This window comes from Novosphingobium sp. BL-S-33, assembly GCF_056857025.1.
The window spans coordinates 1807501-1832224 of the sequence record NZ_CM166475.1 but is presented as its reverse complement, the minus strand read 5'-3'; the positions used below and the strand labels follow the sequence as shown (position 1 = coordinate 1832224).

The window sequence follows — 24724 nt, the reverse complement described above, 5'->3', positions numbered from 1 at the left end:
GGAAGGATCAGGCGGCGGGCTTCAGGATCGCGCGCGGCTCCAGGAAGGCGTCGAGACCATAGGCACCGATCTCGCGCCCAAGGCCGGACTGGCGAAAGCCGCCAAACGGCGCGCGGGGATCGTGCGGCGCACCGTTGATGACGACGCGCCCGGCCACCAGCTGCCGCGCCACGCGCAGCGCGCGGCCTTCGTCCGAGGAGAGGACATAGGCCTGAAGCCCGAAGTCTGAATCGTTGGCGATGGCGATGGCGTCAGCCTCGTCGTCATAGGTGATGACGCTCAGGACCGGGCCGAAGATCTCCTCGCGGGCGATGCGCATGGTGTTGGAGACATCGGTGAAGATCGTCGGGCGCGCGAACCAGCCCCGATCCAGCCCTTCGGGCCGTCCTTCGCCGCCGGTCAGCAGAGTGGCACCTTCCTCCAGTCCCAGCCGGATCCAGCTTTGCACGCGTTCCCAGTGCGCGGCATTGGCGAGCGGGCCGATGCGCACTTCCGGATCGGTGGGAATACCGACCTTGAGCCTTTCCGCCTCCCGCTTCAGGCGCGCAAGGATCTCTTCCCGGCGCGAGCGCGGCACCAGAATGCGCGATCCGGCGACGCAGGCCTGCCCGCTGTTGGCAAAGCCGCTCATCAGCGCAATGGGGATCGCGGCATCGAGATCGGCATCGTCAAGGATGATCGTCGGGCTCTTGCCGCCCAGTTCCAGCACCATTCGCTTCATCGTTTCCAGCGCCGAACGCTGGATGATCCGTGCCGCCGGCGTCGATCCGGTGAAGGTGATCAGCGCCACGTCGGGATGGGCCGTCAGCGCCGCGCCGACTTCCGGGCCGGTACCGTTCACGACATTGAGCACGCCCTTCGGCAGCCCCGCCTGATGCAGGCATTCGAGCAGCACCTGCGTCTGGATCGCGCTCTGTTCGGCGGGCTTGATGACGATCGTCGATCCCGAACCGATGGCATGGGCCAGCTTGGTCGCGATGAAACCGAAGTTGCTGTTCCACGGCGTGATCGCCCCGATGACGCCGAGCGGCAGCATCGTCACGGCACTGGAACCGGCCGTCCGATCAAAGGCATAGTCCTCCACCGAGGCGGCCATGACTTCGAAAACGGAAGCGGTGTTCTGCACCGAAAAGCCGGTGAAATAGGCCGGTGCGCCGTATTCCTCGGTCATTGCGGCGATCAAATCGTCGGTCCGGGCCTTCACGGCGTCCCGCAGGCGATAGAGCATGGCAATCCGCTCTGCCTTGGTGGTGCGCGCCATCGCCGGGAACGCCCGTTTGGCCGCCGCGACGGCCAGACGCACATCCTCCGCATCGCCCAGACGGACGCAGCCGATCGGTTCTTCGGTGGCGGGGTTGAAAAGGTCGAAACGCGCGCTCCCGTGCGGCGTTACGAAAGCGCCGTCGATGTAGATCTTGTCGATATTCCGCATTGTCCGTCTCCATTGGTCAGCGACGATATGGCTTACGCAAGCTGTTCCGATTAGAAGGACAATGAGAGACAGTCTGATGAGGAAAATCGCGCAATGCCCAAGGCGAGCCTCGCCGAACTGGAAGCCTTCGCCACCGTCGCGCGCCGGGGCGGCTTTCGCGCCGCTGCGCGCGAACTGGGGGTTTCCTCCTCCGGGCTGAGCCATGCCATCGCCGCGCTGGAAGAGCGGCTGAACCTGCGCCTGTTCAACCGCACCACGCGCAGCGTCGCCTTGACCGCGGCAGGCGCGCGGTTCCTGGAGGAAATCCTTCCCGCGCTCGCCGCAATCGATGGCGCGATCGAGAATGCGGGGGAGCATCTGGGCGAACCCTCGGGCCTGCTGCGCCTCAACATGGCGGCGGGCGCGGCGCGGTTCGTCATGGCGCCGCTGATCCGCGACTACCTTAACCGCTACCCCCGCATGCAAGTGGAGATCGTCAGCGAAGCGGCGCTGGTCGACGTGATCGGCAAGGGCTTCGACGCCGGGATACGGCTGCGGGACAGCGTTCCGCCCGACATGATCGCCGTGCCCATCATCCCGGAGGTGCGCCTTGTCGTCGTCGGTTCACCGGATTACCTGCGGGATCGCCCACGACCGATCGTCCCGCGAGACCTGCTTGCGCACGAATGCATCCGCTACCGCATGGGCAGCGGGCGCATTTATCACTGGGAGTTCGCGCGCGGCGGCGAGCGACTGGAATTGGACGTGCCGGGCCGCATGATCGTCGACGACAGCGGGCTGATGCACGATGCGGCGCTCGCAGGGATGGGGCTGGCCTATCTGGCCGAGGAGACAGTTGCCCCGCATGTTCGGGAGGGACGCCTGACGCGGCTGTTGACGGACTGGATGCCTCTGGAACCGCCGCTGTGCCTTTACTACTCCGGGCGCCGTCAGGTCCCGGCCAAGCTGCGCGCCTTTATCGAACTCGCGCGCGCTCTGAAATAGCGCAGGCCGGACATGTTCGGCGGAGCGGATGAAAACCGATCCAGAAGACGCCGGAAGAATGGAGGCCAAGGTTTGACGCATAAGCCGGGGCTGGCTACCGCCTGAGCCATGATCGTTCTGCTCTCTCCCGCCAAGACTCTCGACTTCGAACGCACGCTGCCGGCCCTTGCCGCCACGACGCCACATTTCGTCAAGGAAGCGCACGATCTTGCCAAATCGGCCGCGAACCTTCCGCAAAAGCGCTTGGCTGAATTGATGCGCATTTCGCCGCGCCTCGCAAAACTCAATGCCGACCGCTTCCGCGACTTCGCCGACCTGCCGGAGCGACAGGCACTCTATGCCTTTGCGGGTGACGTCTACACGGGGTTCGAGGTGGACACACTGGACGAGCCGGGCGTGGCCTTTGCCCAGGACCATGTGCGAATTTTGTCCGGCCTTTACGGGCTGCTTCGCCCGATGGATGCGATCCGTCCCTATCGCCTGGAAATGGGAACGCGCTGGGCGCCGCGTCACAAGAAGTTGACCGACTGGTGGGGCGACCGCATCGCCGCCCTGTTGCGGCAGGAAGTCGCAGACGAAGGATCTGGCGTAGTGCTCAATCTGGCCAGCCAGGAATACTTTGCCGCCGTCGAGGACCGGCTGAAGGGCATGCGCGTCATCAACGTCGACTTCCGCGAGCCGGGTCCGAACGGCTCGCGCTTCGTGAGCTTCAACGCCAAAAAGGCGCGGGGCATGATGGCGCGGTGGATGTGCGAACATCATATCGTCGATGCGGATGCCATGCGCGGGTTCGACAGCGACGGATATCGCTTCGATCCGCACGAGAGTGACGCCGACAACTGGCGCTTCACGCGGGCGTGACTAGGGCGGAGCGTTCGCATTTTCGATCCGCGAACCCCTCCCCTCGGCGCGCAGCTGAGACCGTGCGCAAGCGAACATCTTCGAACCGTCCAGGCAGCTTGAGGTTCAAGCGGCCGGGATAAGGGGCGGCTTTCTCGGCCATCGGGACTTGCGACGATCTGCATCGGCAGATTGCCGACAAGCTAAACTCCATGGGGGCATTAGATTTTCTCCTTTGCCGCATTCTCAATCAAATTGATAGAGAATGCGGCCTGTTTGGCGGCAGGTCCATGAGAGGAGACATTTATGAGAAAAGCACTTTGGGTTGCTGCTGCCCTGCTCGGTTCCGCGGGAACTGCCGCACTTGCAAACCCCAGCGTCTTTCCCACGGGAACGACCCGCTACGATCCGGCGAAAGCCTGGAACGGCTATGTGATCTTCAGCGGGACCGACGAAAAAACCCATCTGATCGACATGAACGGCAACGAAGTCCGCACATGGGATCATCAGGGTTTTCCCGGTGAACTCCTCGATCCGGCGGTAACGGGCGGAGCCAAGGGCCATGTCCTCGTCCAGCTGGCGGCCAGCGACCAGAATGGCATCGGCACCGTGCCGGGCATGAAGATCTTCAGCAACAAGTCGATCGCCGAACTGGACTGGAACGGCAAAGTCACCTGGCAGTGGAATGGCGAGGGCACGCCGCCGGGCGAAGCGCGCCAGCACCATGACTGGCAGCGCCTCGCCAATGGCAACACGCTGGTACTGGCCAACTGGCCGCACAAGGTGGATGGCTTCACGTTGCCGCAGCAGCTTGACGATGCCGTCTACGAAGTGACGCCTGCCGGCAAGGTCGCGTGGCGATGGGCGGTATCGGAACATCTCGATGAACTCGGCTTCACGGCCGAGCAGTTGAAGCTCATCCGCGAAGCTTCGACACCGGATTACTTCCACCTCAACGACATGACGTCGGTCGGCCCCAACAAGTGGTTCGACGGCGGCGACAAGCGCTTCGCGCCCGACAATGTCCTGATCGATTCCCGCAACGGCGATTTCGTGGCCATCATCGACAGGAAGAGCGGCAAAGTCGTCTGGCACCTGGGGCCGAACCTGCCGCCTCTGGTCAGTCACGCCGCGGGCGCTCGCCCTGCCCCGGCTCCGCAGCCCGGTCAGCCGGTCGACCAGTTTGTCGGTCAGCATGACGCGCATATCATTCCCAAGGGACTGCCCGGTGCGGGTGACTTGCTGCTGTTCGATAATCAGGGCGCCGCAGGCTATCCCGACGCCGAACTCGCGACCGTTGGCGGCTCGCGCGTGTTGGAGATCGATCCCACCACGGGCAAGGTCGTCTGGTCCTACACGGCCGATAATTCCGACCAGCCGCTCTGGGCATTCCGCAGCGCCTTCATCTCCAGCGCGCGCCGCTTGCCGAATGGCAATACGCTGATCGACGAAGGCATGAACGGCCGCTTCTTCCAGGTGACCCCGGCTGGCGAGATCGTCTGGGAATATGTCAGCCCCTATTTCGCGAAGACGTCTGCCGCCGGCAGCGGCCGCCCGGTGACGAGCAACTGGGTCTATCGCGCCCAGCCCGTGCCCTACGACTGGACGCCCGAAGGCACGCCGCACGAGGAAACCGCAGTCGTTCCGCCCACGCCTGCAAACTTCCACATCAAGGCGGGCGTATAACGAAAATCCCACCCGCCTGCGACAGCGCCAGGCGGGTGGGAAATTACATCAGCAAATCGGCCCGCCTCGCCCCTCCTTGGCCGACGATGCAAATGGCGTTTGCGCCGGCCAACGGACTGAGCGCGGCACTGTCACCGGTCTCGATGATCTCGAAGCGGTCTGCCGTCCGGCGGGCAAAGCGGATGCGTTCCGCGCCGGCGTCTGCCTTGAGGTTGGGCTTTGGATGATGCTCCCATCCCAACGCGGCAGACCGGCCATCGGCGGCGAGCAGCGCAGGAACGATAAAAAGCTCCAATGCGGCCAAAGCGGCCACCGGGTTTCCGGGAAGTCCGGCGAGAAGGCGGCGATTGCCGCAGCGAGCAAACCAGAAGGGCTTGCCGGGCTTCATGCGGACCGCTGGGACAAGGAGATCGAGGCCGTCCGGGACGAACGCCGAACGCGCGCGGTCGTGCCGGCCGCCCGAGGCTCCGCCGGTAATGATAAGCAGGTCGGCATCCACTGCACGCGCCCGATCACCGATCGATCCATCGTGATCCTCGACGATGCCAAGATCGGTGACATCCAGGCCAAGCTGCGTCAGCCGCGCCCACAAGGCGAATGAGAGTGCATCGTAATTCCCCGCCGGCGGGGCCGGAACACCGGGCCGGACAATCTCGCACCCGGTGGCCAGCAAGCCGATCCGGGGCCTGGACCGCACATGAATGCGGTCGATCCCGGAGGCCGCGAGGCGGGCAATGTCGAAATGATCGAGACAGCGCCCTGCCTGCACCAAGAGATCGCCGCGCTGGAAATCGCAGCCGGGCAGCCGTACATCGCGCCCGGGCTCGATCCGGTCTGCGATCAGGATCCCCTCTGCAATCCGGCCATTTTCGCGCCTGACGATCGCGGCTGCCCCTTCAGGTATCCGCGCGCCGGTGGAGATATAAATGGCTTCGCCGGTGCCGAGCGAACCGTGATAGGCCAAGCCGGCGCGGCTCTCGCCAACGATGCGATAGCGCGCGTTCCCATCTCCTACGGCCCAGCCATCCATGGCCGCCGACGGGAAGCGGGGTTGGTTTCCGCTTGCGCTGACATCGCACGATGCCATCCGGCCGAAGGCATTGCGCATGAGAACTTCTTCAATGCCGTCCAATGCCCGGATCGCATCGATGATCGTCCGCGCGGCCTCGTCAATGGATAAAGCCGTCACGCATATCCCTTCGCAAAGGTCCGTGCAGAAGCGACTGGACGGTGCTGGCCGACAGCCTCGCCGATCAAAAGCAGGGTCGGATCGTCATCGCTGACCGTGGCGACCAGAAATGCCAATGCGGACAGGTGCCCGCGAATAAGACGCTCGCTGGCCAGCGAGACGTCCACTGCCACCATCACCGGTGTTTGGGGGTCGCAGCCCGCCGCGATCAGTGAACTGGCGATTTCCCCCGCCGCCGCGCGGCCCATATAGACGCCCAGCGTGCCCCCTGCCCTGACCAGCGCGTCCCAGTCGAGATCCAGCCGCTCGCCCGCGCGCGCATGGGCCGTCAGCAGAGTGATCGAGCGCGTAACGCCGCGCAGCGTCAGCGAGGCATTGGCGCTGGCAGCGGCAGCGCTGGCCGTGGTGACACCGGGACAGACGCGCACGGCAACGCCCGCCTGTACGAGATGGTCCATTTCTTCGGCGGATCGCCCGAATACCGAAGGATCGCCGCCCTTCAGGCGTACCACGCGCTTTCCCGAGAGCGCGGCCTGCAACAGCAGATCGTTGATGGACCCTTGCGCCTTGCTATGCCGGCCTGACCGCTTGCCGACGCTCACAGCCTCGATCCCCTGCGGGATCAGTTCGAGCACGCCCGGGCCGACCAGCGCATCGTAGAACACCACGTCCGCCGCACGGATCAGGCGCTCGGCCTTGCGCGTGAGCAGGTCCGGATCGCCCGGCCCGGCGCCCACCAGCCAGACTTCGCCCGGCGCGATCAAGCCGCCACCTGCAAGGTCTGAGGATGGGCGATCAGGATGCGATCGCCTTCCCGCCGCACCGCGATCGTCGGGGTGCAACCCTTGTCCTCGCCCTGCGCCTCGCCGCTGGCAAGGGCGATGTTCCAGTTGTGCAGCGGGCAGGCGACCGAATGGCCATGGACGATGCCCTGACTGAGCGGCCCCTTCTTGTGCGGACACTCGTTGACGAGCGCGAAGACCTTGTCGTCGCCGGTGCGGAACACGGCGATCTCCTTCTCGCCCTCTACTTGAACGGTGCGCGCGCCGCGCAGGGGAATGTCGGACAAAGTGCCGATGTCGATCCAGTCGTTCATGTGCGTTACTCCGCTGCAATTGCCAGAGGTTCAAGGTGCTGGTGCAGTTCGGCCTTCTCACCGGCCGCGCGTTCGGCCCAGGGGTCATCCTGGCTGAAGCTTTGCGAATAGAGGAATCTGCCGCGCAGAGCCTCGCGGCCAACCTCATCCTCGACGATGCGCTGCTTGACGTACTCGACGCCGACACGCTCGATCCACGGCGCGGTGCGTTCCAGATAGCGCGCTTCCTCACGGTAGAGCTGGACGAAGGCCGCGCAGTAATCGAGCGCTTCCTGTTCGGTGGCGACTTTGCAGAGCAGATCGGTGACGCGCACGTGAATGCCGCCATTGCCGCCGACGTGGAGTTCGTAGCCGGAGTCCACGCAGACCACGCCGAAGTCCTTGATCGTCGCCTCGGCGCAATTGCGCGGGCAGCCGGAGACCGCGATCTTGAACTTGTGGGGCATCCACGATCCCCAGGTCATCCGCTCGGTCTTCACGCCAAGGCCAGTGGAATCCTGCGTGCCGAAGCGGCACCATTCGGAGCCCACGCACGTTTTCACCGTGCGCAGCGACTTGCCGTAGGCATGGCCGGAGACCATCCCGGCGGCATTGAGATCGGCCCAGACGGCGGGCAGGTCTTCCTTCTTGATCCCGAAGATGTCGAGCCGCTGGCCGCCGGTGACTTTCACCATCGGCGCGTCGTACTTCTCCACCACATCGGCAATCGCGCGCAGTTCGCGCGGATTGGTAAGACCGCCCCACATGCGCGGGACTACGGAATAAGTGCCGTCCTTCTGGATATTGGCGTGCATGCGCTCGTTGACGAAGCGGCTCTGCTGGTCGTCCTCATACTCACCGGGAAGCGCGCAAAGCAGATAGTAATTGAGCGCTGGACGGCACGAGGAGCAACCATCGGGCGTGGACCAGTGGAGCTTGTGCATCGCTTCGGGGATCGACTTCATCTCCTGCGCCACGATCTCCCGCCGCACATCGTCGTGGGTGAAGCTGGTGCACTTGCAGAGGGTCTTGGGGCCGGATTTGACTTCGTCGCCCAGCGTCAGCGCCAGCAGGTTCTCGACGAGGCCGGTGCACGAGCCGCAGCTTGCCGAAGCCTTGCAGGTGGCGCGCACCGCATCGAGGCTGCACGCGCCCGCTTCGATGCAGGACACGACCTGCCCCTTGGATACGCCGTTGCAACCGCACACTTCCGCATCGGTAGGCAGCGCGGCCACCGCCGCCAGCGGATCGGCATTGCCGCCGGAGGCGAAAGCCTGCCCCAGAATGAGGGTATCGCGGATTTCCGAGATATCCTCGCCCTTGCGCAGCAGATCGAAGTACCAGTTGCCATCAGCCGTATCGCCGTAGAGCACGGCGCCGACGATCCTGCCTTCCTTGATGACAACGCGCTTGTAAACGCCGCGCGAAGCATCGCGCAGGACCACATCCTCGCAGCCCTCACCGCCAGAGAAGTCACCGGCGGAAAACACGTCTAGCCCTGCAACCTTGAGCTTGGTGGACGTGACCGACCCTCGATAGCCGCTGTGCCGGTCGGTCAGGCCGTCGGCCAGGCTGCGGCACATGTCCCAGAGCGGCGCGACAAGGCCGTAGACATTGCCCTGATGCTCGACGCATTCGCCCACCGCCAGCACGGCGGGGTCGCTCGTCACCATGTGATCGTCGACCTTGATGCCGCGATTGACCTCCAGCCCGGCTTCGCGCGCCAGTGCGGTGGACGGGCGGATACCGACGGCCATGACCACCAAACTGGCCGGAATCGCGCGCCCGTCCTTGAGGCGCACGCCCTCGACTTTGCCCTGACCATAGATTTCGGCAGTGTCGGCCCCGGTCAGGATCGTCTGGCCGCGCGCTTCGAGCGCGGTCTTGAGCAGCCAGCCTGCCGCCTCGTCCAACTGGCGCTCCATCAGCGTGGGCATCAGGTGGATGACGGTGACTTTCATGCCGCGCAGCGACAGGCCATGCGCGGCTTCCAGACCGAGCAGGCCCCCGCCGATCACCACCGCGTCGCCGCCTTCGGCCGCTGCCGCGACCATGGTGTCCACGTCCTTCATGTCGCGGAAGGAAATGACGCCGGGCAGATCCTTGCCGGGCACGGGAATGATGAAAGGATCGGAGCCGGTGGCAATCAGCAGCCGGTCGTAATGGACCCTGCGGCCGGACTGCGACGTGACGGTCTTTGCTGCGCGGTCGATGGCAACGACCGGGTCCGAAGCGACCAGTTCGATGCCGTTGTCATCGTACCATGCGCGGGGATTGATGACGATCTGATCGAACGTCTTCTCGCCCGCCAGCACCGGCGAAAGCATGATCCGGTTATAATTCACATGCGGTTCGGCGCCGAAAATGGTCACGCGGTAGCGTCCGGCGTCGCGCGTTAGCAGTTCCTCCACCGCCCGGCACCCGGCCATGCCATTGCCCACGACCACAAGATGCTCGCGCACGTCATCCGATGGCACGACGAGGGCATCGTCGTAGTCCGGCGCCGTGGCTTGCTGGGGTTCGATCCCGTCCTGAAATTCCATTCGCGAGACTCCGCAAAAAGCAAAGGGAGAAACGAGAAAAGGCCGCCATCCGGACCCTCGGTTCGAAACCGAAAGTCTGGATGGCGGCCTTGCCATCGTTCAGGCCTCCACGACCCGCCAATGGGCCGCTTCGGTGATGTAGGAAGGACAACGTCGTCCTTTGCACTGCACCATATGGGGAAACGCCCGAGGGCTCAAGCGATTCCGTCATGCCTCTTGATCAATAAGCCCAGTCCAATTGAATCCAGTACTTATCGGTATCCGTCGCCATTTCTCGGGCGTCGTAACGGGCATAACGCAGCGATAGCGTCGTCCTGTGCAGCTTCGCAGATGCGAGAAGATCGACCTCATTGCCATAGTGCTGGCCAAGGCGGTCGCTGTCGAAACGATGCCATGAGCCTTGCAGCCCAACCGCCGAAAACGGCCCCAGCTGCTTCCAGCCATAACCGCCGCCGAAATAGAGATCGCGCACGCCGTTCGCAGGCGTGGTCAGGAACTTGTCGGCCCACCCCTGAAACTTGAAATTGGTGCCGAGCGGGGTCTGGAAGCTGGTGAAGGCTTTGCCGCCATCCGGACCGCCGCCGGCGCCGAGAACTTCGTATCCCGCATTCAGTTTCCAGCCCTTCACATCGAGCGTGGCATCCGCCAGCCAATAGTCGGCATGATAGTCGCCGGGGTTGCGATGCCAGTCTAACTGGCGGGCATAACTTGCCTGCCAGGAGAATTTCACCGCCGTCAAAAGCACACGATTGCCGGCCAACCGTGCACCGTAAGTCTGGCTGGACAGTCTGTATCCCTGCACGGCCGCCTCGTCCTGATCGACGAGGTAGCCAAAGCCGGTCAATGTACCGATAGGTGTCGCCAAGGACAGGTTCGCGAACACATTGTTCCCGCCCACTGCCTGCGGACGCGCGCCGTGTCCATCGACGCCCCAGATCGTCCGCACGCTCCACGCATAGGCCAGATCGAGCTTCAGCCCCTTCAGCGGCGTCACTTCGGCCCGCACGGCATCGAAAGTCTGCGCATTGTCACGAAAGCCGACATTGCCGACGAAGCGCTCGTCATCCAGCGCGATTTTCTGCCGCCCGGCAGTGAGCGCGATGATCGGCGTCCTGTATTGAAGCTGCGCCAGATAGAGCGCCACATTCTGCGGATCGGCGACCAACGGCCGGGTCGCGGCGCCGTGAAGACCGTCGTAGTAATCGCCCACTACCGCCAGTGTGCCTTGCGCGACGACAGTAGCGCTCAGCGGGCCACTCGCCGCCGAAGCCCCGCCGCGAACACGCAGTGTCAGGGCATCGGCGGAGGCGTCCAGTCCATCCTGATCGACATGCTCATAGCGAACCCGCGCCTCGGCCACGGGTTTCAGCACCACTTCATCGGCATGAGCAGAGCCGGCGCAAGACATCGCAGCGGTCATGGCGACCGCCGTTCCCAACAGATATCGCATTGGATGTTTCCCCCCTGGGAAAGTAATTGGGCGGCGGTACGGACCCTATCGGTCCGTCCGCCGCCTCCCTCTCCGATCAGATACGCGCGCCGGTCTTCCAGTTGGCGCGCCAGCGGGTCTTGACCAGAGCCACGCCTGCCTGAGCAGCCACGGCGAGCCCCGCGAAGATCAGGAAACCGGGTGCGAAGCTGCCGGTCATCTGCTTGGCAAGGCCCAGCGAGCTGGCCAGGTAGAACCCGCCGATCCCGCCCGCCATGCCGACGAGCCCGGTCATCACGCCGATCTCCGCCTGAAAGCGCTGCGGAACGAGCTGGAAGACCGAACCGTTACCGGTGCCCAATGCCAGCATGGCCAGCACGAACATGCCGAGCGCGCCCGGCAGCGAGTGGGCCTGCGCCACCCCGACCAGCGCGACGGCCGCGACCGCATAGACCATCATCAGCGCCTTCACGCCGCCGATCCGGTCCGCCAGCGCGCCGCCCATCGGGCGCACCAGCGATCCGGCAAACACGCAGCCCGCAGTGCAATAGCCGGCCGTGATGGAGGTAAGGCCGAACTGGTCGGTGAAATAGATCGGCAACGAGGCGGCAAGGCCCACGAAGCCGCCGAACGTCACGGCATAAAAGCCCATCAGCCACCATGCGTCGGCCTGCTTGAGCGGCCCGAAGTAATCGACCAGCTTGCGCGGCGGCGGCTGGTTGGGCGCATCCTTGGCAAGGATCAGATAGACCACCAGAACCACCGAAAGCGGTATGCAGGCAAGGCCCAGCACCGCGTTCCAGCCGAAGGTCTTGGCCAGCATCGGTGCGAAAAGCGATGCCAGCACGGTGCCCGAATTGCCCATTCCGGCAAGCCCCATCGCTTTGCCCTGGTGCTCGGCCGGATACCAGCGGCTGGCAAGCGGCAGGGCGATGGCAAAGCTGGCTCCGGCAAAGCCAAGGATCACGCCCAGCGCCAGCGTGCCGCCGAAGCTGTTCACGCCCACGAACCATGCCGTGAACAGGCCCGCGATCACGATCAACTGGCTGATCGCGCCGGAACGCTTGGGGCCGATGCGGTCCACCAGCAGCCCGTTGACCACCCGCAGCAAGGCACCGGCAAGCGTCGGCACCGCGACCATCAGGCCCTTTTCGGCAGGCGTCAGGCCGAGCGTCTTCGAAATTTCCGGCGCCAGCGGGCCCAGCAGGACCCAGACCATGAAGGCCAGATCGAAATAGAGAAAGGCGGCGATCAGCGTCGGCGCATGACCGGCTTTCCAGAAGCTGGTCGCCGGGGCAGCCCCCAGTGTATCTTTGGCCAGTGTATCTTCGGCCAGCGCGGCCTCTCCGTCACGTTTCCAGTAAGCGGTTGCCATCGTAAGTCCCCCGTAAAACGGACACGAAAAAAGCCGCAGGCCGGACGTCACCCTTGGGTGAGACCGGTCAGCGGCTTTGCTGCGAATTTCGGTGAGGATGGCGCTCCACCGTTGAAGCGGCGCATCCAGATATGATCACGCGCCTTCGCGTGAGATCTGCATCATCAGACGATTCGCCTTATGTTGCAAGGCACAAAATTTCGGCCGCTTTCAGTGCGACTGCGAAAAGCCCTTCAGATATTCGTCGATCCGATCAGGATCGAACACCCGGCCGTCGAAGAAGCGATCGGCGCCGAGCGTCAGGTCGCCCTTGCGCGAACCGACCGCCAGCGGGCTGGCCACGGCGCCTTCCAGTTTCATGCTGGCCCCCGGCATCGGCACGTCGCTGCCGGCAAGCGCGCGGCGGAACACGTCGGGACGAAACACCGCGCCGGCTTTCGAGGCGTTTTCGGGCGAATGTTCGACCATGCCCCAACGCACCAGCTGGGAGTAGATCCACAGCGCCTGACTGCGCCACGGAAACGACGTGGCCTCACGCGAAAACAGCACGAAATCCGGTGCAGCGACGGCGGCATCGCCCGCGCGCGGAATGATCCGGCCCGACAGCGCGCGCAGGATCAGATCGGCAGGCTGGTTCACATAGCGCGCATCGGCCAGCAGGTCCGCCAGCGCCTCGTGATTGGCGGGCTCATCGCACCAGGCGGCGGCCCGAGCCAGCGCACGCAGCAGGCGGTCGGCCGTCTCCGGGTTCTCGTCCAGCCACGTCTCGCGGAAGGCCAGCACTTTCTCGACGCCGCGCTGCCAGATGCGCTCCCCGATGGCCACCGCCTCGGCCCGGCCGGAATCGATGGCGGCGCTGCCCCACGGTTCACCGGCGATGAACCCATCGATCTCCCCCGCGTGGATTGCCTCGACGGTGAGCGAGGGCGGCAATACGCGCAGCACCACGTCACGATCGGGATCGATGCCCGCGCTGGCCAGCCAGTAGCGCAGCATCAGGGCATGGCTGGAGAAACGGTGCACCACGCCGATCACCGGCTTGCGTCGCCACAAGCCGATGGCAGAGGCGAAGTCGTGCGCCGTGCCCACCGGATCGGCAAGCCGCCGCGCCGGATCGGGCTCCAGCGCGGCCGCAAAATCGCGCGCCATCACCAGCATGTTGCCGTTGACGCCCAGCTTGTAAGGCGCAGCCAATGCGGCGGGCTGCTGGCTGAGCCCCAGCGTCACCGCGACGGCCAGCGGGGCCAGCATATGCGCCGCCTGCACCTGACCATAGACCAGCCGGTCGCGAAGAGTGGCCCAGCTCGTGGTGCGAACGAGGTCGAGCGCGATGCCCTCTTCCTCGGCAAAGCCATGTTCACGGGCGACAGCGAGCACGGCCACGTCGTTCAGCGGCAGGAAGGCGATACGAAGGTTGGTCGTCATAGTCCGCCTCCCAGAAGGTCGCTGGCGGTAATCAGCGCCTGCGCCACATCCACGATCTTCTTGCCCTGGTTCATCGCGCTGCTGCGCAGCAGTCCATAGGCGTCCTGCTCCGAAAGGCCGCGCTGGTTCATCAGGATCGATTTCGCGCGATCCAGCACCTTGCGATCGGCCAGCGCCGTGCGCGCTTCCTCCAGCTCGGTCTGCATCTTCGAGAAGGCGTTGAAGCGCCGCACCGCCAGTTCCAGCACCGGCTTCACCCGTTCCTTGCGCAGGCCATCGACCACATAGGCCGAAACGCCTGCGTCGATGGCGGCGCCGATCATCGCCTCGTCCGACTGATCGACGAACATGGCGATGGGCCGCGCGAGCGCGCGGCTGACCGACAGCATTTCCTCCAGCGTGTCGCGGCTGGGACTGCCAAGGTCCATCAGCACGACATCGGGCGCCATGCGTTCCAGCCGCGCGACGAAGGCGCCGCGCGGCGGGACGATGTGAATATCGTCGTAGCCAGCCTCGCGCAGCCCTTCCTCAAGAACGGTTGCCCGCAAGCCGCTGTCATCGATGATGACGATTCTCATGTCCCGCCCCCGGCATTTCGGCGTTGCTGATCGTTGAGTGGTCCGGGCATGTCAACGATCGATCCGGATCATCGGCGGCAAGGTATTCCCCGGTTCAGTAGACATCGCGGACATAGCGCTTTTCGCTTTGCATCTGCGCCACATAGTCGCTGGCGTCCTCGCCGCTCATGCCGCCATGTCTGGCAACGATCTGCTTCAGCGCCTTGTCGACATCCTTGGCCATGCGTCCGGCTTCCCCGCAGACATAGAAATGGGCGCCGCCGTCCAGCCATCGCCAGAGTTCCGCGCCTTCTTCCTGCATCCGGTGCTGGACATAGATTTTCTCTGCCTGATCGCGCGAGAAGGCCAGGCTGAGCCGGTCGAGATGGCCGGTCCGGCGCCATTCTTCGATCTCGTCGCGGTAATAGAAGTCCGTCGCGGCGTGCTGCTCGCCGAAGAACAGCCAGTTGCGTCCCTTGGCGCTGCGGGCCTGGCGGTCGTGCAGGAAACCCCGGAACGGGGCGATGCCGGTGCCTGGGCCAACCATGATCGCGCCGCGTGCAGGATCGGCCGGCGGATGGAAATGCGCGGCGGGCTGGAGGAAAATGCCGACATCGGCATCCTGTGCCCGGTCGGCCATGAATGCCGAACATACGCCGTGGCGACTGCGGCCTTCGCAGGAATAGCGCACTGTCGATACCGTCAATTGCACTTCGTCCACCTGCGCGTGGGGGCTGGACGCGATCGAATAGAAGCGGGGCTGCAGAGGACGCATGACCTGCCCCAGATCGCCGGGGCTCAGACGGACGCCGGTTTCTTGCAGGACGTCGGCGATCTGGCGCCCCCACAGCCACCGGTCGAATTCCGGCTTCCGGTCGGGATCGAGCAGGGGCGCAAAGGACGCATCCGGGCAGCGCTCCGCGATCAGTTCGAGGATACTGCGGTTGAGCCGGGCAATATCCCAATGCCGGATGAGCGCGTCGAAAAGTGCCATCTCGCCGACCTGTTTGACCGCCACGGGCGCTTCGGCGGAGAGATCGAGGACGTTCAGTATTTCGGCGGCCAGCGTGGGGCAGTTTACCGGCCAGACACCCAATGAGTCCCCGGCCTTGTACGTGAAATCCCGCCCGGTCAGGTCGAAACCGAGCTGACGGACCTCCTTCGCAGCCCCCGCTCCGCTCAGCAGGATATTGCGCGAAAGCGCGGTCCTCAGCGGCGTCTTTCGCGAATAGACGGCAGCTGCGACGGCTTCGGCAACTGGCTGCTCCGCCTCTAAGATGCGGGTCGGCGCGGGCGCAGATCCGGCATCGGGAGCACTATCCGGCTGAAGCGCGGCCAGAGTACTCGCGACCCAGGAGGCAGCGGCCTCTTCGTAATCAGGCTCGCAATCGATGCGCGGGGCTAGCCTTGCCGCGCCCAGTTCCTCAAGCCGCGCATCGAGTTTACGCCCGAAGCCGCAGAACTGGTCATAGCTGGAATCGCCGAACGCAAGGACGGAATAGCGCAGGCCTTCAAGGCGCGGAGCCGCCGCTTCGGTGAGGGCCGACCAGAACTGCCCGCCATTGTCCGGCGCATCGCCGTCCCCGAACGTGCTTGCGATCAGCAGCACCGTGTCGGCATCGGCCAGTTCGGCTGGTTTCACCGCATCCATGGCCAGCAGCCGAACATCGTGCCGCGCCTGTTTCAACCGGCCGGCGCAGGCCTGGGCGAAAGTTTCGACATTGCCGGTTTGCGAGGCCCAGAGCAGTAGAATGTCACTCGATTGAGAATGGCCCGATGACGGGGCGACGGGCGCTTCGTTTCCATCGGGGAGAGGTGCCCGCGCGAAGAGACCGGCCAGCAATCCGTTCACATAGTGCCGCCGCTCCGGATCGAACGGGGAACCTTGCGGGACGAGGGGCACGTCGCGCGCAGGCAGGGTCTCCAGCGATCGCAGGCCGGATGTGAAGCCCGTGAGATAGGCTCTTTCCTCATCGGAAAGACGCGGCGGCTGTGCAGCTTCCAGCCCCATTACGCGTTCGAAAACGTCAACGGCGGCCTGTTGCATGGGCGAATACCCCGAAAACGATGGCGAAGAAGGCGCGCAGCCTGCGCCTTGCGCTTCGACCGCGTGCCGAACGGTTTCAGTCTCGGCAGGGCCGGATATCCGCATCAATGCGACGGCCGAAAACTTGAATTCGGGCTGCAGCGATATCGGGTCCACCGCGTCGCTGGTCACGGCATTGATGGCAAGGTCGTCGCCGAAAACGTCGTTCCAGTGAAACGGCGCGAAGCAGTTGCCCGGGCGAACCCGGTTGGTGACGAGTGCCGGCAGCACCGCCCGTCCGCGCCGCGACCTCACTTCCACCTGATCCCGCTCCCCGATACCCAGCGACGCCGCGTCCTCCGGGTGGATTTCGATGAATGGCCCGGGGTTGAGCTTGTTAAGCGTGGGCACTTTCCCGGTCTTGGTCAGGGTATGCCACTGGTGCTGGAGGCGTCCGGTGTTCAGGACCAGCGGAAATTCTTCGTCCGGCATCTCGGCAGCGGGCATGTGCGGGCGCGGCAGGAAATGGGCCTTTCCGCTTTCGGTCGGGAACGCGATGCGCGGCTGGGAGCCATCTTGCTCCACGCGAAGGGTCTGAGAGATGCCGTCGTTCAGATAGCGGATGGGATTGCGGTCGGTTTCAGTTTCCGGCGGACAGGGCCATTGCATGGCGCCTTGCCGCAACCGTTCGTGGCTGGCGCCGCGAATGTCGTATCCAGTTCTCATGTTCTGGAACTGGCGGATTTCCTCAAAAACCTCCGCCGCTGAGGCATATGTGAAGGCGTCGGCATAACCCATCGCGCAGGCTACGCGGGCAATGATCTCCCAGTCCGCCATTGCCTCTCCCGGGGGATCGACGGCCTTTTGCATCAGCGTCAGATTGCGCTCAGAATTGATCATCACCCCCTCGGCCTCTGCCCAGAGCGCCCCCGGCAGGATGATGTCGGCGTAGCGGTTCGTTTCGGTATCGACGTAAACGTCCTGACTGATCACCAGTTCGGCGGCCTCAAGCCCGGCGATTACCGTCTTGCGATTAGATACGCTGGCAACCGGGTTGGTGCAGATGATCCAGCACGCCTTGATGCGCCCTGCCGCCATATCCTCGAACATCGCGACCGTTCCCGCGCCGGTTTCGGTGCGGAGCGTGCCTCTGGCCACGCCCCATACGTCCTCCACTAAATGACGGTCGGCTTCGCTGGTGGTTACGCGCTGGCCCGGTAGGCCCGGGCCCATATAGCCCATTTCGCGCCCGCCCATCGCATTCGGCTGTCCCGTCAGCGAGAACGGCCCGCTGCCGGGACGACAGATCGCCCCGGTGGCGAGGTGCAGGTTGCAGATCGAATTGGTGTTCCAGGTGCCGTGGGTGCTCTGGTTCAGGCCCATGGTCCAGCAGGTCATCCACTCGCCCGCCGCGCCGATCCACTCGGCAGCCCGGCGCAGATCCGCCTCGGGAATGCCGGTCACTTCGGACACGCGTTCCGGCGCATAGTCCGCCAGAAAGTCCGGCATTGCCTCCCAGCCTTGCGTGAACCGGGCGATAAACTCGCTATCGATGCCGCCAGAAGCAACCAGCAGGTGCAGCAGACCATTGAGCAGTGCGAGATCGGTGCCGGGCCGGATTTGCATGAACAAGTCCGCCTTGTCTGCCGTGGCATTACGGCGCGGATCGACGACGATCAGCTTCGCCCCAGCCTTCACCCGGTCCATCATGCGCAGGAACAGGATCGGATGGCAGTCCGCCATATTCGCGCCGATAACGAAGAACAGGTCCGCCTTGTCGAAATCCTGATAGGACCCGGGAGGCCCGTCGGCGCCGATCGACAGCTTATAGCCGCTGGCGGCGCTGGCCATGCAGAGCCGCGAATTGCTCTCGATATTGTTGGTGCCGATGAAGCCCTTGCAAAGCTTGTTGGCAAGATACTGCGCTTCCAGCGACATTTGCCCGGAAACGTAGAGGGACACGGCATCGGGCCCATCCCGGTCGATAATCGCGCGCAGGCCGCTGGCGGTCCGATTGATCGCCTCGGTCATGGGAATGATGCCCTGATCCGTGCCGCCGGCAATGCGGAAATAGGCAGCATCCGCGCGCCCGGGCGCGGTGACGGGGACGTTGCAACTGCTTCCCTTCGTGCAGAGACGGCCGAAGTTGGTCGGATGGCTCTTGTCGCCGGTCACCTTGACGATCCGACCGTCGGCCACGTCCATGACGATGCCGCAGCCGACGCCGCAATAGGGGCAAACGCTTTTGACGGTCTTGCGATTCACGCCTGCCTTCCGCACGAAAAAGGCGCCATCGATCATCACCCTAACAGGTGGATCGATGGCGCCGTTGCCATTTCAAAATTGATGGTAATCTGGGAACCGACGCCGCATCGTTGCGGAATGGCTCCTAAGCCGGCCAATGTTTGTCAGATGAGAAACGACCCCGCAAGCGTCTTTTTTTGCGCTGCACAATCTGTCCGTTTCTCAAGGACCGGTGCTGATCCTCATTGACCTGCCCCCCGAAAGGTCCGTCATTCTGCTATGGTGTTCCCCCTGAGACGGCAAACGGAGCGGCAGGCGCAGCACGGATCATCGCGATCTTCAATGGGTATGTGCGAGCATGATCTGGTGATAGGGGTTGAAGGCCAGAAGATTATCGATCGTATCGGACTCGCGAGCAAATACGCCTAATTCGCGAACACGGCCGGTCCCACTGGTCATGCGCAGGCGGCGATAGGCACTAAAGCCGGTATGTCGCTTCATGAATTCGATTTCGCGAGCGGCGTCGGAGCCGGATTCCCAAAACACGAAGTGCGACACATGACTATCGATCTTTTTGGCGATCTTGACTGCCGTGTCACCCTTATCGAGGAAATGATATAGTACAGTCAGCATGATCGCGACTTCGAATACCTGGTCGCCCAAATCGACGTTTTCTGCGGTATCCTGCCGAAAATCACACCGCGTGTTGAAAAGTTCGTTGAGGATCGAAGCGGTGCTGAAGTGGCAATCTTGCGGCTCCACACCAACGACGTGCGCGCCCATGCGGCTGAAATGGCGGGAAAAATATCCGGCGTTGCAGCCGATATCCAATACGCTCGCTGGCCGGATATAGCCGAGCGTGTCGGCTATGCAGCTGAGCCGGTTCGGGAAGAAATTGTCCCGATAGGCGAAGGGGATATGGAATTGTGGATGCTCGATGGGAGCGTAAGGTTGGTTATAGCCGATCTGGTCGACATGGTTGCGCACGCGCTCACCGATGGATGGCTCGAATAACGCCGAGAAGGATGAACGCGACATGCGAACATTGGCCCAACGTTCGCGGCGCGCAATCAAATAGCAGGTCCGATGATGGCCATCCCGCAGAATGAAGCGGCCGGTCGATGCATCATATTCGCCCTCAAGAAGAAAGGCTTCGTCTTCAATGCCATTTTCCGCATAACGTGCATTGAGATAATTGAAATAGTCGTAGCGCTGGGAAATTTGGTCCGCCGCACTGCGCGGCAGAGCGATACCCATTGTGTTATGAGTGGTGTTCCACCAATTCTCGTAATAGCTGACATCGAGCTGCGAAGGATCGAAGAAGCCTTCGAAAAGCCGGATGTGGGACCGTAGGCTCATGATTGGTAAGCCGTCGGTGATATTGTGCTGCTGATGCCATAGCGGCGGGCGCTCGGCATAGGCGTTCGGACCATGGATAAAGTCGTTGCTTTCGCAGAACAACATTTCCACGGGCACGCGGCAAATATGCTTATCGCCATCGATGTTGTATGGTTTATGCATTATTTTTCCTATAAAATCAGGATCGCTATTGAGCGCAGCATCGAAGACGTTCGGCAGCGCGTTCTTTAAAAAGAATGGTGGTGCCAGCAGATATTCATAACCATGACTACGGAAATTTCTGATCCGGCAGAACAATCCGTGCCTGAACGACAGGCTGGGGAATCACCTCAACGCGGACACAGCCTTCCGGGGTGCGCAATGATGCAATCTGCCCGATGGGCCATAGGATGAGCCGTCGTTTCGATTATCGGCTCAGGCATCGCGGAGCTTTGGAAATTCATCTCTGACAACCTCATCAAATTGCGCGCATTGAGGGAGCGAAGTGCCCGTACCGCTCGCGTGTTCACGTGCTTCTGCATTTATAGAGGGGTGGAGAGATTATTGGTCCGCTCCGACGGAAGCCGGCCTTGCCGGCTGCAACGGCGGCTGACGACTGTTCGCAGATGGAAGAAGAGCTGAACGAAGCCCTTTGGCCGAAACGGCAAGGGCTTCGTTTGGCGGCATCCAAATCCGGCGGGGATGGTATAGGTGCTGCACTGATGGTCTAGGCGGCGCTCCAGGCCCATAAATCGAGCGACCGCAATGTTCTTACCGATTCAGCCGCCTCCCTGATCGTAACGCGCTCTCGACGGCGGGCAGAATATCCGGACCAAGGACGCCGCCCCGGTGGCGATCAAGAGGCATGGGCCGGCTTTCAAATTGTCTGCTTCGCCTCGCGGGAAACGCCGCGCGGCAGATCATGGCTTGGCTGTGTCCGCGTTGCCGCCCGCGTATTGCGCGTCGCTGACCTTCTCCATCCAGATCACCGACTTGCCGTCCTTGCTTTCGGCAAGCGCGACATGGGTCATTTCCTCGGAAGGGGCGCGCCATGCCAGTGTTTCACGCCTGGTGGGATCCAGGCGACGTCGCCTGTTTCCAGGGCTTGCGCGGGCCGGCCCCGTTCCTGCACAAAGCCGTGGCCACTCGTGACGATCAGCGTCTGACCGAGCGGATGCGTATGCCAGGCGGTTCGCGCGCCGGGCTCGAACATCACGGTCGCCCCGCCGACCCGGGCCGGTGCACCGCGCTGAAAACGACCCTGGACATGCACCTGGCCGGTAAAGTTCTCTTCCGCCCCGACGCTCGACACCCCAGTGCCGGGCTTGATGACGGAGACGCTCAGGTCTTCCGACTTCGGTTCAGCCGTTGCGATCGCCGATAACGACATCATGCCGACGGCGGTGATGGCGTTCGGCCCTGCCGCGAAGTCGCACGAGTTCCGTGAGCGCAAGCCGAGCTGGGCCAAGAAACTCGAGGGCCGAACCTATCACCAAGTCGTTAACCGGCGGGGCTGTCCCAAGGGCGGCGGCGTCGAGGTCGCGACCCGGTTGACGCGGGTCTGGCGCGGCTTCGACCTGCGCACGATCCGCGCATGAGCACCTCGGACCCAAATCGGTTGAGGTGTAAGCGATCGATGTTCCGGAGGCGGCGGCATGAAGATCGCAGCGCACCACATCCAAAGCACGTTTTTTCCGAGTGGAGGGTGAGGAAATCGCCGCTGCACCTCCCGGAAGTTCGGCGGAGCCAGCTCTATGTCACACGACGGCGCGCAATGGCGTAATGGGACCAGCCTTGGCCACAAACGCAGCCTGATGCACTGCATCAAGCTCATCAAGGTACCCGTTCAAGCGCTCGTCGCCGAGTTCAATGTGATGCTTGCGTCCGGTGCGTTGCAACTCCCGTAGAGATTCTTCAGCCTCGTGCCGGTCGAGCCTTGAGAGCAGCATTGCTAGAAGATGGCGCGTCGCGAACTGCGCCCCCTCGCACTCGAGGGCCACACGTTCCAAATTGTCTACTCGCTCTTCAATTTTTCTAAACATGCCAATCCACCGCATCACGCGTTTTATCAACGCGAGATATTGGCGCCCCCCCATCGTTTCTTATGAGCCCCCTCGAGGAGGGCCTTAATGATCATTGTAGAATGTTCGCGTGGGTTTCGGTCGTGTAAATCCCCGCATTCCGAATTCGTGTCGATGCCTTTTCATCAGGCGAGGGCGACCGTCGCACTCATTGGCCACCCTCTGATCGCCTCGCGTTACCAGATCGTCCGCGGCGGCGGTGTAGGCAGGTCGCGCATGGCGTGCAAGTTGGGGGGAGAGCGCGCTGTAGCGCGCTGCACTCACTCCTCGGTCGGGCGCTCGCCGTTTGTCATGAGGCGCAGCATCACGTTGACGACGGGCTTCAGCAAACTGTGCGGCGTATCCAGCGCACCGTATCCAGTGCACGGCAAGCTCAATCGCACACTAAAGACTCCCGCATTCAACGTATAGTCGATCGAACTAACCCATACCCCGATTTAATGCCTCGTCAATGGCCGCGATCTGGGTGCGGGCAACATCAATTGCGGCGGAATTGTCAAGTTTCGCACTTCTCAGGCAACGGACTCGCATTTCGCCGGTTTCGAGCAATTGGAGGCGGTGTGCGATCCTCTTTCTGCGTTCAACTAGGTCGTGCAGCGTCCAATCCATTGCTTACGTCCATTTGATATCAGCCCAGGCGGGCAATTCCTCGATGCGCGAGAACCGAATTTCCTCGTGCACCACCATTCGTATCGTCGCGTGCGATTGGCTGAGGCGTAAGTTAACGATCAGTAATTACGCGTGATGGCGGTCACGTAACGCTTGGGTCGCACTTTACTGGGCATACTCCGAACATCGACCTGCGACATCGAGTGGTGCCCAATCCGCCAGTGTTTGCGGAAAATGGTTACAGCACATCAGGCCGCCGGGTCGAGTGATTGGCGCAAGGAAACGAGGGGCTGAACCGGCCTGTGTGTCGCGACGGCGGCGCCCGCTACGGGGAGGCGGTCGCCGCGGTTGCCAAGTCCTGTGCAATCAACCTTTGTGCCCATTCGTAGGCGCCGCGGGTATAGACAAAAGTGGCGTCGCAAGCGTTGAGGTCGGCTTCGGAGACCGCCACGAGGGTGGCGTCGGCAGGGCCAGCACGAACGGTGGCACCGTCAGCTTCAGGGGCGCGGACGGGAGCGGCTCCGGCGGCTGCCGCACGCGGGGAGCAGCGAAGTAATCCCGCACATTATCGGCCAGCAGCGCATCATGCGCGGTCTGGGCATCGTGGGCGATCTCCTGTGATTTGTGCTCGGCTGATGCGGTGGCGGCCTTGGAGGCAGCGACCTGCTTGGCCAAATCGGCGCGGGCGCTTGCCAAAGCGGCCTTTGCTGCGCCACGCTGGGCGAATGCGCCGGTCTTGCCGCTTTATAGCCACCGGCAGTGGGCGAGCATTAGGATGGCGGCCGCTTGGCGTCCGGCAGCCACGACAGGGCAGTCTTGTCAACGCCGAGGTGGCGAGAGCCCAACTCATGCGACCCGCCTGGAACTAAGCATAGCAGGGCCGGACAGGCCATTCATGCCTACGTACTTTCCCTTAGCGGGTTGATAAGGTTGGATTAACCGGATGAAGCGTATTAGGTGTGCGATGAAATGAGTGGGTGAGGTTCCGATGAGGCAGGCCGCAAGCTCGAAAATTGGCGTGATCGTGGTTTCGTCTGCGGTGCTTTGGTCCATGATCATCGGCGCAGCTTTGATCATGGAAGGCCCGTCGCTTCCGATTTGACCTCGGTGTCCGGCGCCCCCCAAGGGTTCGTCTCAGGCCATTTGGCACGAGATGAATCCGCGGAGGCAAGATCGTCCGCCACGCCTTGCGCGGCACCGGCCGCGTCTTGCGCGCCGGCTGCGGCATCGTCCGTGATCTCGATGCCGTCCCGCCAGCACGAATCGTCTGCTTCACCAACAGTGCGCCCAGGCAAGTAAGGCCCACCATGATTTGCGCATGCGCGGCGATCGCGAGGCAGAACACGTGATCCGGCACCGTGCCCCTGAGATCGACGCCGATCAGCGCGCAGGCCCGGCGCTGCGAGACCTGGTAGTGCGGCCAGACTGGAAAGGCCAGCATCCGAGATACGGCAGCGTGCACCGCACGGACCTGGAAGATCCGCTGTGTCACAGCTGTGGAGTGGATGGGTTTTTTGTTGTGATGTGGTTGCGGGGGCAGGATTTGAACCTGCGACCTTCAGGTTATGAGCCTGACGAGCTACCGGGCTGCTCCACCCCGCGTCACCGTGTGTTGCGTCTTGCAGAGACGCGAAGAGGGCCTCAAGGGCCCTCTTTGGGGCACTGTGTGCCCTTTGTCATTGTGATGGGTTTTTATCAGCACGCCGGCTACAATGCCTGGCGACGTCCTACTCTTCCAACGCTTGAGCGTTAGTACCATCGGCGCTGTCAGGTTTCACGTCCGAGTTCGAGATGGGATCGGGTGGGTCACTGACGCTATGGTCACCAAGCAATGGAGACGGCGTGCTGTTTTTTAATCGATATCCGTGCAGTCTTTGTGTCTGTGCTTTGT

At 63.1% G+C, this 24724-nt stretch carries 17 protein-coding genes, 1 tRNA gene and 1 rRNA gene; 4 read left to right on the top strand and 15 right to left on the bottom strand.

The window, feature by feature from the left end; genetic code table 11:
- Nucleotides 1-7: 7 nt before the first annotated feature.
- The gene (locus AC1VVM_RS24580; RefSeq protein WP_482956825.1) at nucleotides 8-1432 is read right to left on the bottom strand and encodes an aldehyde dehydrogenase family protein; all 1425 of its coding nucleotides are present in this window, start codon (nucleotides 1430-1432) and stop codon (nucleotides 8-10) included.
- A gap of 93 nt (nucleotides 1433-1525) precedes the next feature.
- Here AC1VVM_RS24580 and AC1VVM_RS24575 point away from each other — a divergent pair, with 93 nt between their 5' ends.
- The 3 genes from AC1VVM_RS24575 (at nucleotide 1526) to AC1VVM_RS24565 (ending at nucleotide 4942) form a co-directional block, all read left to right on the top strand.
- Nucleotides 1526-2416, top strand: a complete 891-nt coding sequence (locus tag AC1VVM_RS24575) for a LysR family transcriptional regulator (RefSeq protein ID WP_482956824.1) — start codon at nucleotides 1526-1528, stop codon at nucleotides 2414-2416.
- 108 nt (nucleotides 2417-2524) lie between these two features.
- Complete coding sequence (gene yaaA, locus AC1VVM_RS24570; RefSeq protein WP_482956823.1) at nucleotides 2525-3277, top strand: peroxide stress protein YaaA; 753 nt, start codon at nucleotides 2525-2527, stop codon at nucleotides 3275-3277.
- Between the two features lie 285 nt (nucleotides 3278-3562).
- Complete coding sequence (locus AC1VVM_RS24565) at nucleotides 3563-4942, top strand: arylsulfotransferase family protein (protein WP_482956822.1); 1380 nt, start codon at nucleotides 3563-3565, stop codon at nucleotides 4940-4942.
- Between the two features lie 43 nt (nucleotides 4943-4985).
- Here AC1VVM_RS24565 and AC1VVM_RS24560 read toward each other — a convergent pair whose 3' ends face one another.
- From AC1VVM_RS24560 to AC1VVM_RS24510, 11 genes are all read right to left on the bottom strand, one after another.
- The gene (locus AC1VVM_RS24560; RefSeq protein ID WP_482956821.1) at nucleotides 4986-6131 is read right to left on the bottom strand and encodes a molybdopterin molybdotransferase MoeA; all 1146 of its coding nucleotides are present in this window, start codon (nucleotides 6129-6131) and stop codon (nucleotides 4986-4988) included.
- Nucleotides 6128-6895 carry a uroporphyrinogen-III C-methyltransferase gene (gene cobA / locus AC1VVM_RS24555; RefSeq protein WP_482956820.1) on the bottom strand — a complete coding sequence of 256 codons (768 nt, stop codon included), beginning with the start codon at nucleotides 6893-6895 and terminating at the stop codon, nucleotides 6128-6130. The genes AC1VVM_RS24560 and cobA overlap by 4 nt, the downstream gene beginning before the upstream one ends.
- On the bottom strand, nucleotides 6892-7227 hold the full coding sequence (nirD, locus tag AC1VVM_RS24550; protein WP_482906286.1) for a nitrite reductase small subunit NirD: 336 nt from the start codon (nucleotides 7225-7227) through the stop codon (nucleotides 6892-6894). The genes cobA and nirD overlap by 4 nt, the downstream gene beginning before the upstream one ends.
- Before the next feature lie 5 nt (nucleotides 7228-7232).
- Entirely contained in the window at nucleotides 7233-9749 is a 2517-nt protein-coding gene (gene nirB / locus AC1VVM_RS24545) for a nitrite reductase large subunit NirB (RefSeq protein ID WP_482956819.1), read from the bottom strand.
- Nucleotides 9750-9969: 220 nt separating this feature from the next.
- Nucleotides 9970-11199, bottom strand: a complete 1230-nt coding sequence (locus AC1VVM_RS24540; RefSeq protein ID WP_482956818.1) for a hypothetical protein — start codon at nucleotides 11197-11199, stop codon at nucleotides 9970-9972.
- A 76-nt stretch (nucleotides 11200-11275) separates the two neighbouring features.
- Nucleotides 11276-12553 carry a nitrate/nitrite transporter gene (locus tag AC1VVM_RS24535; protein WP_482956817.1) on the bottom strand — a complete coding sequence of 426 codons (1278 nt, stop codon included), beginning with the start codon at nucleotides 12551-12553 and terminating at the stop codon, nucleotides 11276-11278.
- Between the two features lie 210 nt (nucleotides 12554-12763).
- A complete protein-coding gene (locus AC1VVM_RS24530; RefSeq protein ID WP_482956816.1) occupies nucleotides 12764-13978 on the bottom strand; it encodes a CmpA/NrtA family ABC transporter substrate-binding protein in 1215 nt (404 codons plus the stop codon).
- A complete protein-coding gene (locus AC1VVM_RS24525) occupies nucleotides 13975-14556 on the bottom strand; it encodes an ANTAR domain-containing response regulator (RefSeq protein WP_132391466.1) in 582 nt (193 codons plus the stop codon). The genes AC1VVM_RS24530 and AC1VVM_RS24525 overlap by 4 nt, the downstream gene beginning before the upstream one ends.
- Nucleotides 14557-14650: 94 nt before the next feature.
- Nucleotides 14651-18826 carry a bifunctional nitrate reductase/sulfite reductase flavoprotein subunit alpha gene (locus tag AC1VVM_RS24520; RefSeq protein WP_482956815.1) on the bottom strand — a complete coding sequence of 1392 codons (4176 nt, stop codon included), beginning with the start codon at nucleotides 18824-18826 and terminating at the stop codon, nucleotides 14651-14653.
- Between the two features lie 318 nt (nucleotides 18827-19144).
- Complete coding sequence (locus AC1VVM_RS24515; RefSeq protein ID WP_482956814.1) at nucleotides 19145-20461, bottom strand: class I SAM-dependent methyltransferase; 1317 nt, start codon at nucleotides 20459-20461, stop codon at nucleotides 19145-19147.
- Nucleotides 20462-21170: 709 nt separating this feature from the next.
- Entirely contained in the window at nucleotides 21171-21536 is a 366-nt protein-coding gene (locus AC1VVM_RS24510) for a cupin domain-containing protein (RefSeq protein ID WP_482956813.1), read from the bottom strand.
- Here AC1VVM_RS24510 and AC1VVM_RS24505 point away from each other — a divergent pair.
- Complete coding sequence (locus AC1VVM_RS24505) at nucleotides 21535-21741, top strand: hypothetical protein (RefSeq protein WP_482906278.1); 207 nt, start codon at nucleotides 21535-21537, stop codon at nucleotides 21739-21741. The genes AC1VVM_RS24510 and AC1VVM_RS24505 overlap by 2 nt on opposite strands.
- Nucleotides 21742-21900: 159 nt before the next feature.
- Here AC1VVM_RS24505 and AC1VVM_RS24500 read toward each other — a convergent pair whose 3' ends face one another.
- From AC1VVM_RS24500 to rrf, 3 genes are all read right to left on the bottom strand, one after another.
- Entirely contained in the window at nucleotides 21901-22239 is a 339-nt protein-coding gene (locus AC1VVM_RS24500; RefSeq protein WP_482906277.1) for a hypothetical protein, read from the bottom strand.
- 2119 nt (nucleotides 22240-24358) lie between these two features.
- Nucleotides 24359-24435, bottom strand: a tRNA-Met gene (locus tag AC1VVM_RS24495).
- 112 nt (nucleotides 24436-24547) lie between these two features.
- Nucleotides 24548-24662: ribosomal RNA gene (gene rrf, locus AC1VVM_RS24490) — 5S ribosomal RNA — on the bottom strand.
- Nucleotides 24663-24724 lie beyond the last annotated feature (62 nt).

What these genes read in the sequence shown, in the direction of transcription:
- nirB (WP_482956819.1), bottom strand. Translation starts at nt 9,749, where the DNA reads ATGGAATTTCAGGACGGGATCGAACCCCAGCAAGCCACGGCGCCGGAC.
- AC1VVM_RS24530 (WP_482956816.1), bottom strand. Translation starts at nt 13,978, where the DNA reads ATGACGACCAACCTTCGTATCGCCTTCCTGCCGCTGAACGACGTGGCC.
- AC1VVM_RS24500 (WP_482906277.1), bottom strand. Translation starts at nt 22,239, where the DNA reads ATGGGGGGGCGCCAATATCTCGCGTTGATAAAACGCGTGATGCGGTGG.
- AC1VVM_RS24565 (WP_482956822.1), top strand. Translation starts at nt 3,563, where the DNA reads ATGAGAAAAGCACTTTGGGTTGCTGCTGCCCTGCTCGGTTCCGCGGGA.
- AC1VVM_RS24580 (WP_482956825.1), bottom strand. Translation starts at nt 1,432, where the DNA reads ATGCGGAATATCGACAAGATCTACATCGACGGCGCTTTCGTAACGCCG.
- AC1VVM_RS24505 (WP_482906278.1), top strand. Translation starts at nt 21,535, where the DNA reads ATGCCGACGGCGGTGATGGCGTTCGGCCCTGCCGCGAAGTCGCACGAG.
- AC1VVM_RS24575 (WP_482956824.1), top strand. Translation starts at nt 1,526, where the DNA reads ATGCCCAAGGCGAGCCTCGCCGAACTGGAAGCCTTCGCCACCGTCGCG.
- nirD (WP_482906286.1), bottom strand. Translation starts at nt 7,227, where the DNA reads ATGAACGACTGGATCGACATCGGCACTTTGTCCGACATTCCCCTGCGC.
- yaaA (WP_482956823.1), top strand. Translation starts at nt 2,525, where the DNA reads ATGATCGTTCTGCTCTCTCCCGCCAAGACTCTCGACTTCGAACGCACG.
- AC1VVM_RS24525 (WP_132391466.1), bottom strand. Translation starts at nt 14,556, where the DNA reads ATGAGAATCGTCATCATCGATGACAGCGGCTTGCGGGCAACCGTTCTT.
- AC1VVM_RS24535 (WP_482956817.1), bottom strand. Translation starts at nt 12,553, where the DNA reads ATGGCAACCGCTTACTGGAAACGTGACGGAGAGGCCGCGCTGGCCGAA.
- AC1VVM_RS24510 (WP_482956813.1), bottom strand. Translation starts at nt 21,536, where the DNA reads ATGATGTCGTTATCGGCGATCGCAACGGCTGAACCGAAGTCGGAAGAC.
- AC1VVM_RS24540 (WP_482956818.1), bottom strand. Translation starts at nt 11,199, where the DNA reads ATGCGATATCTGTTGGGAACGGCGGTCGCCATGACCGCTGCGATGTCT.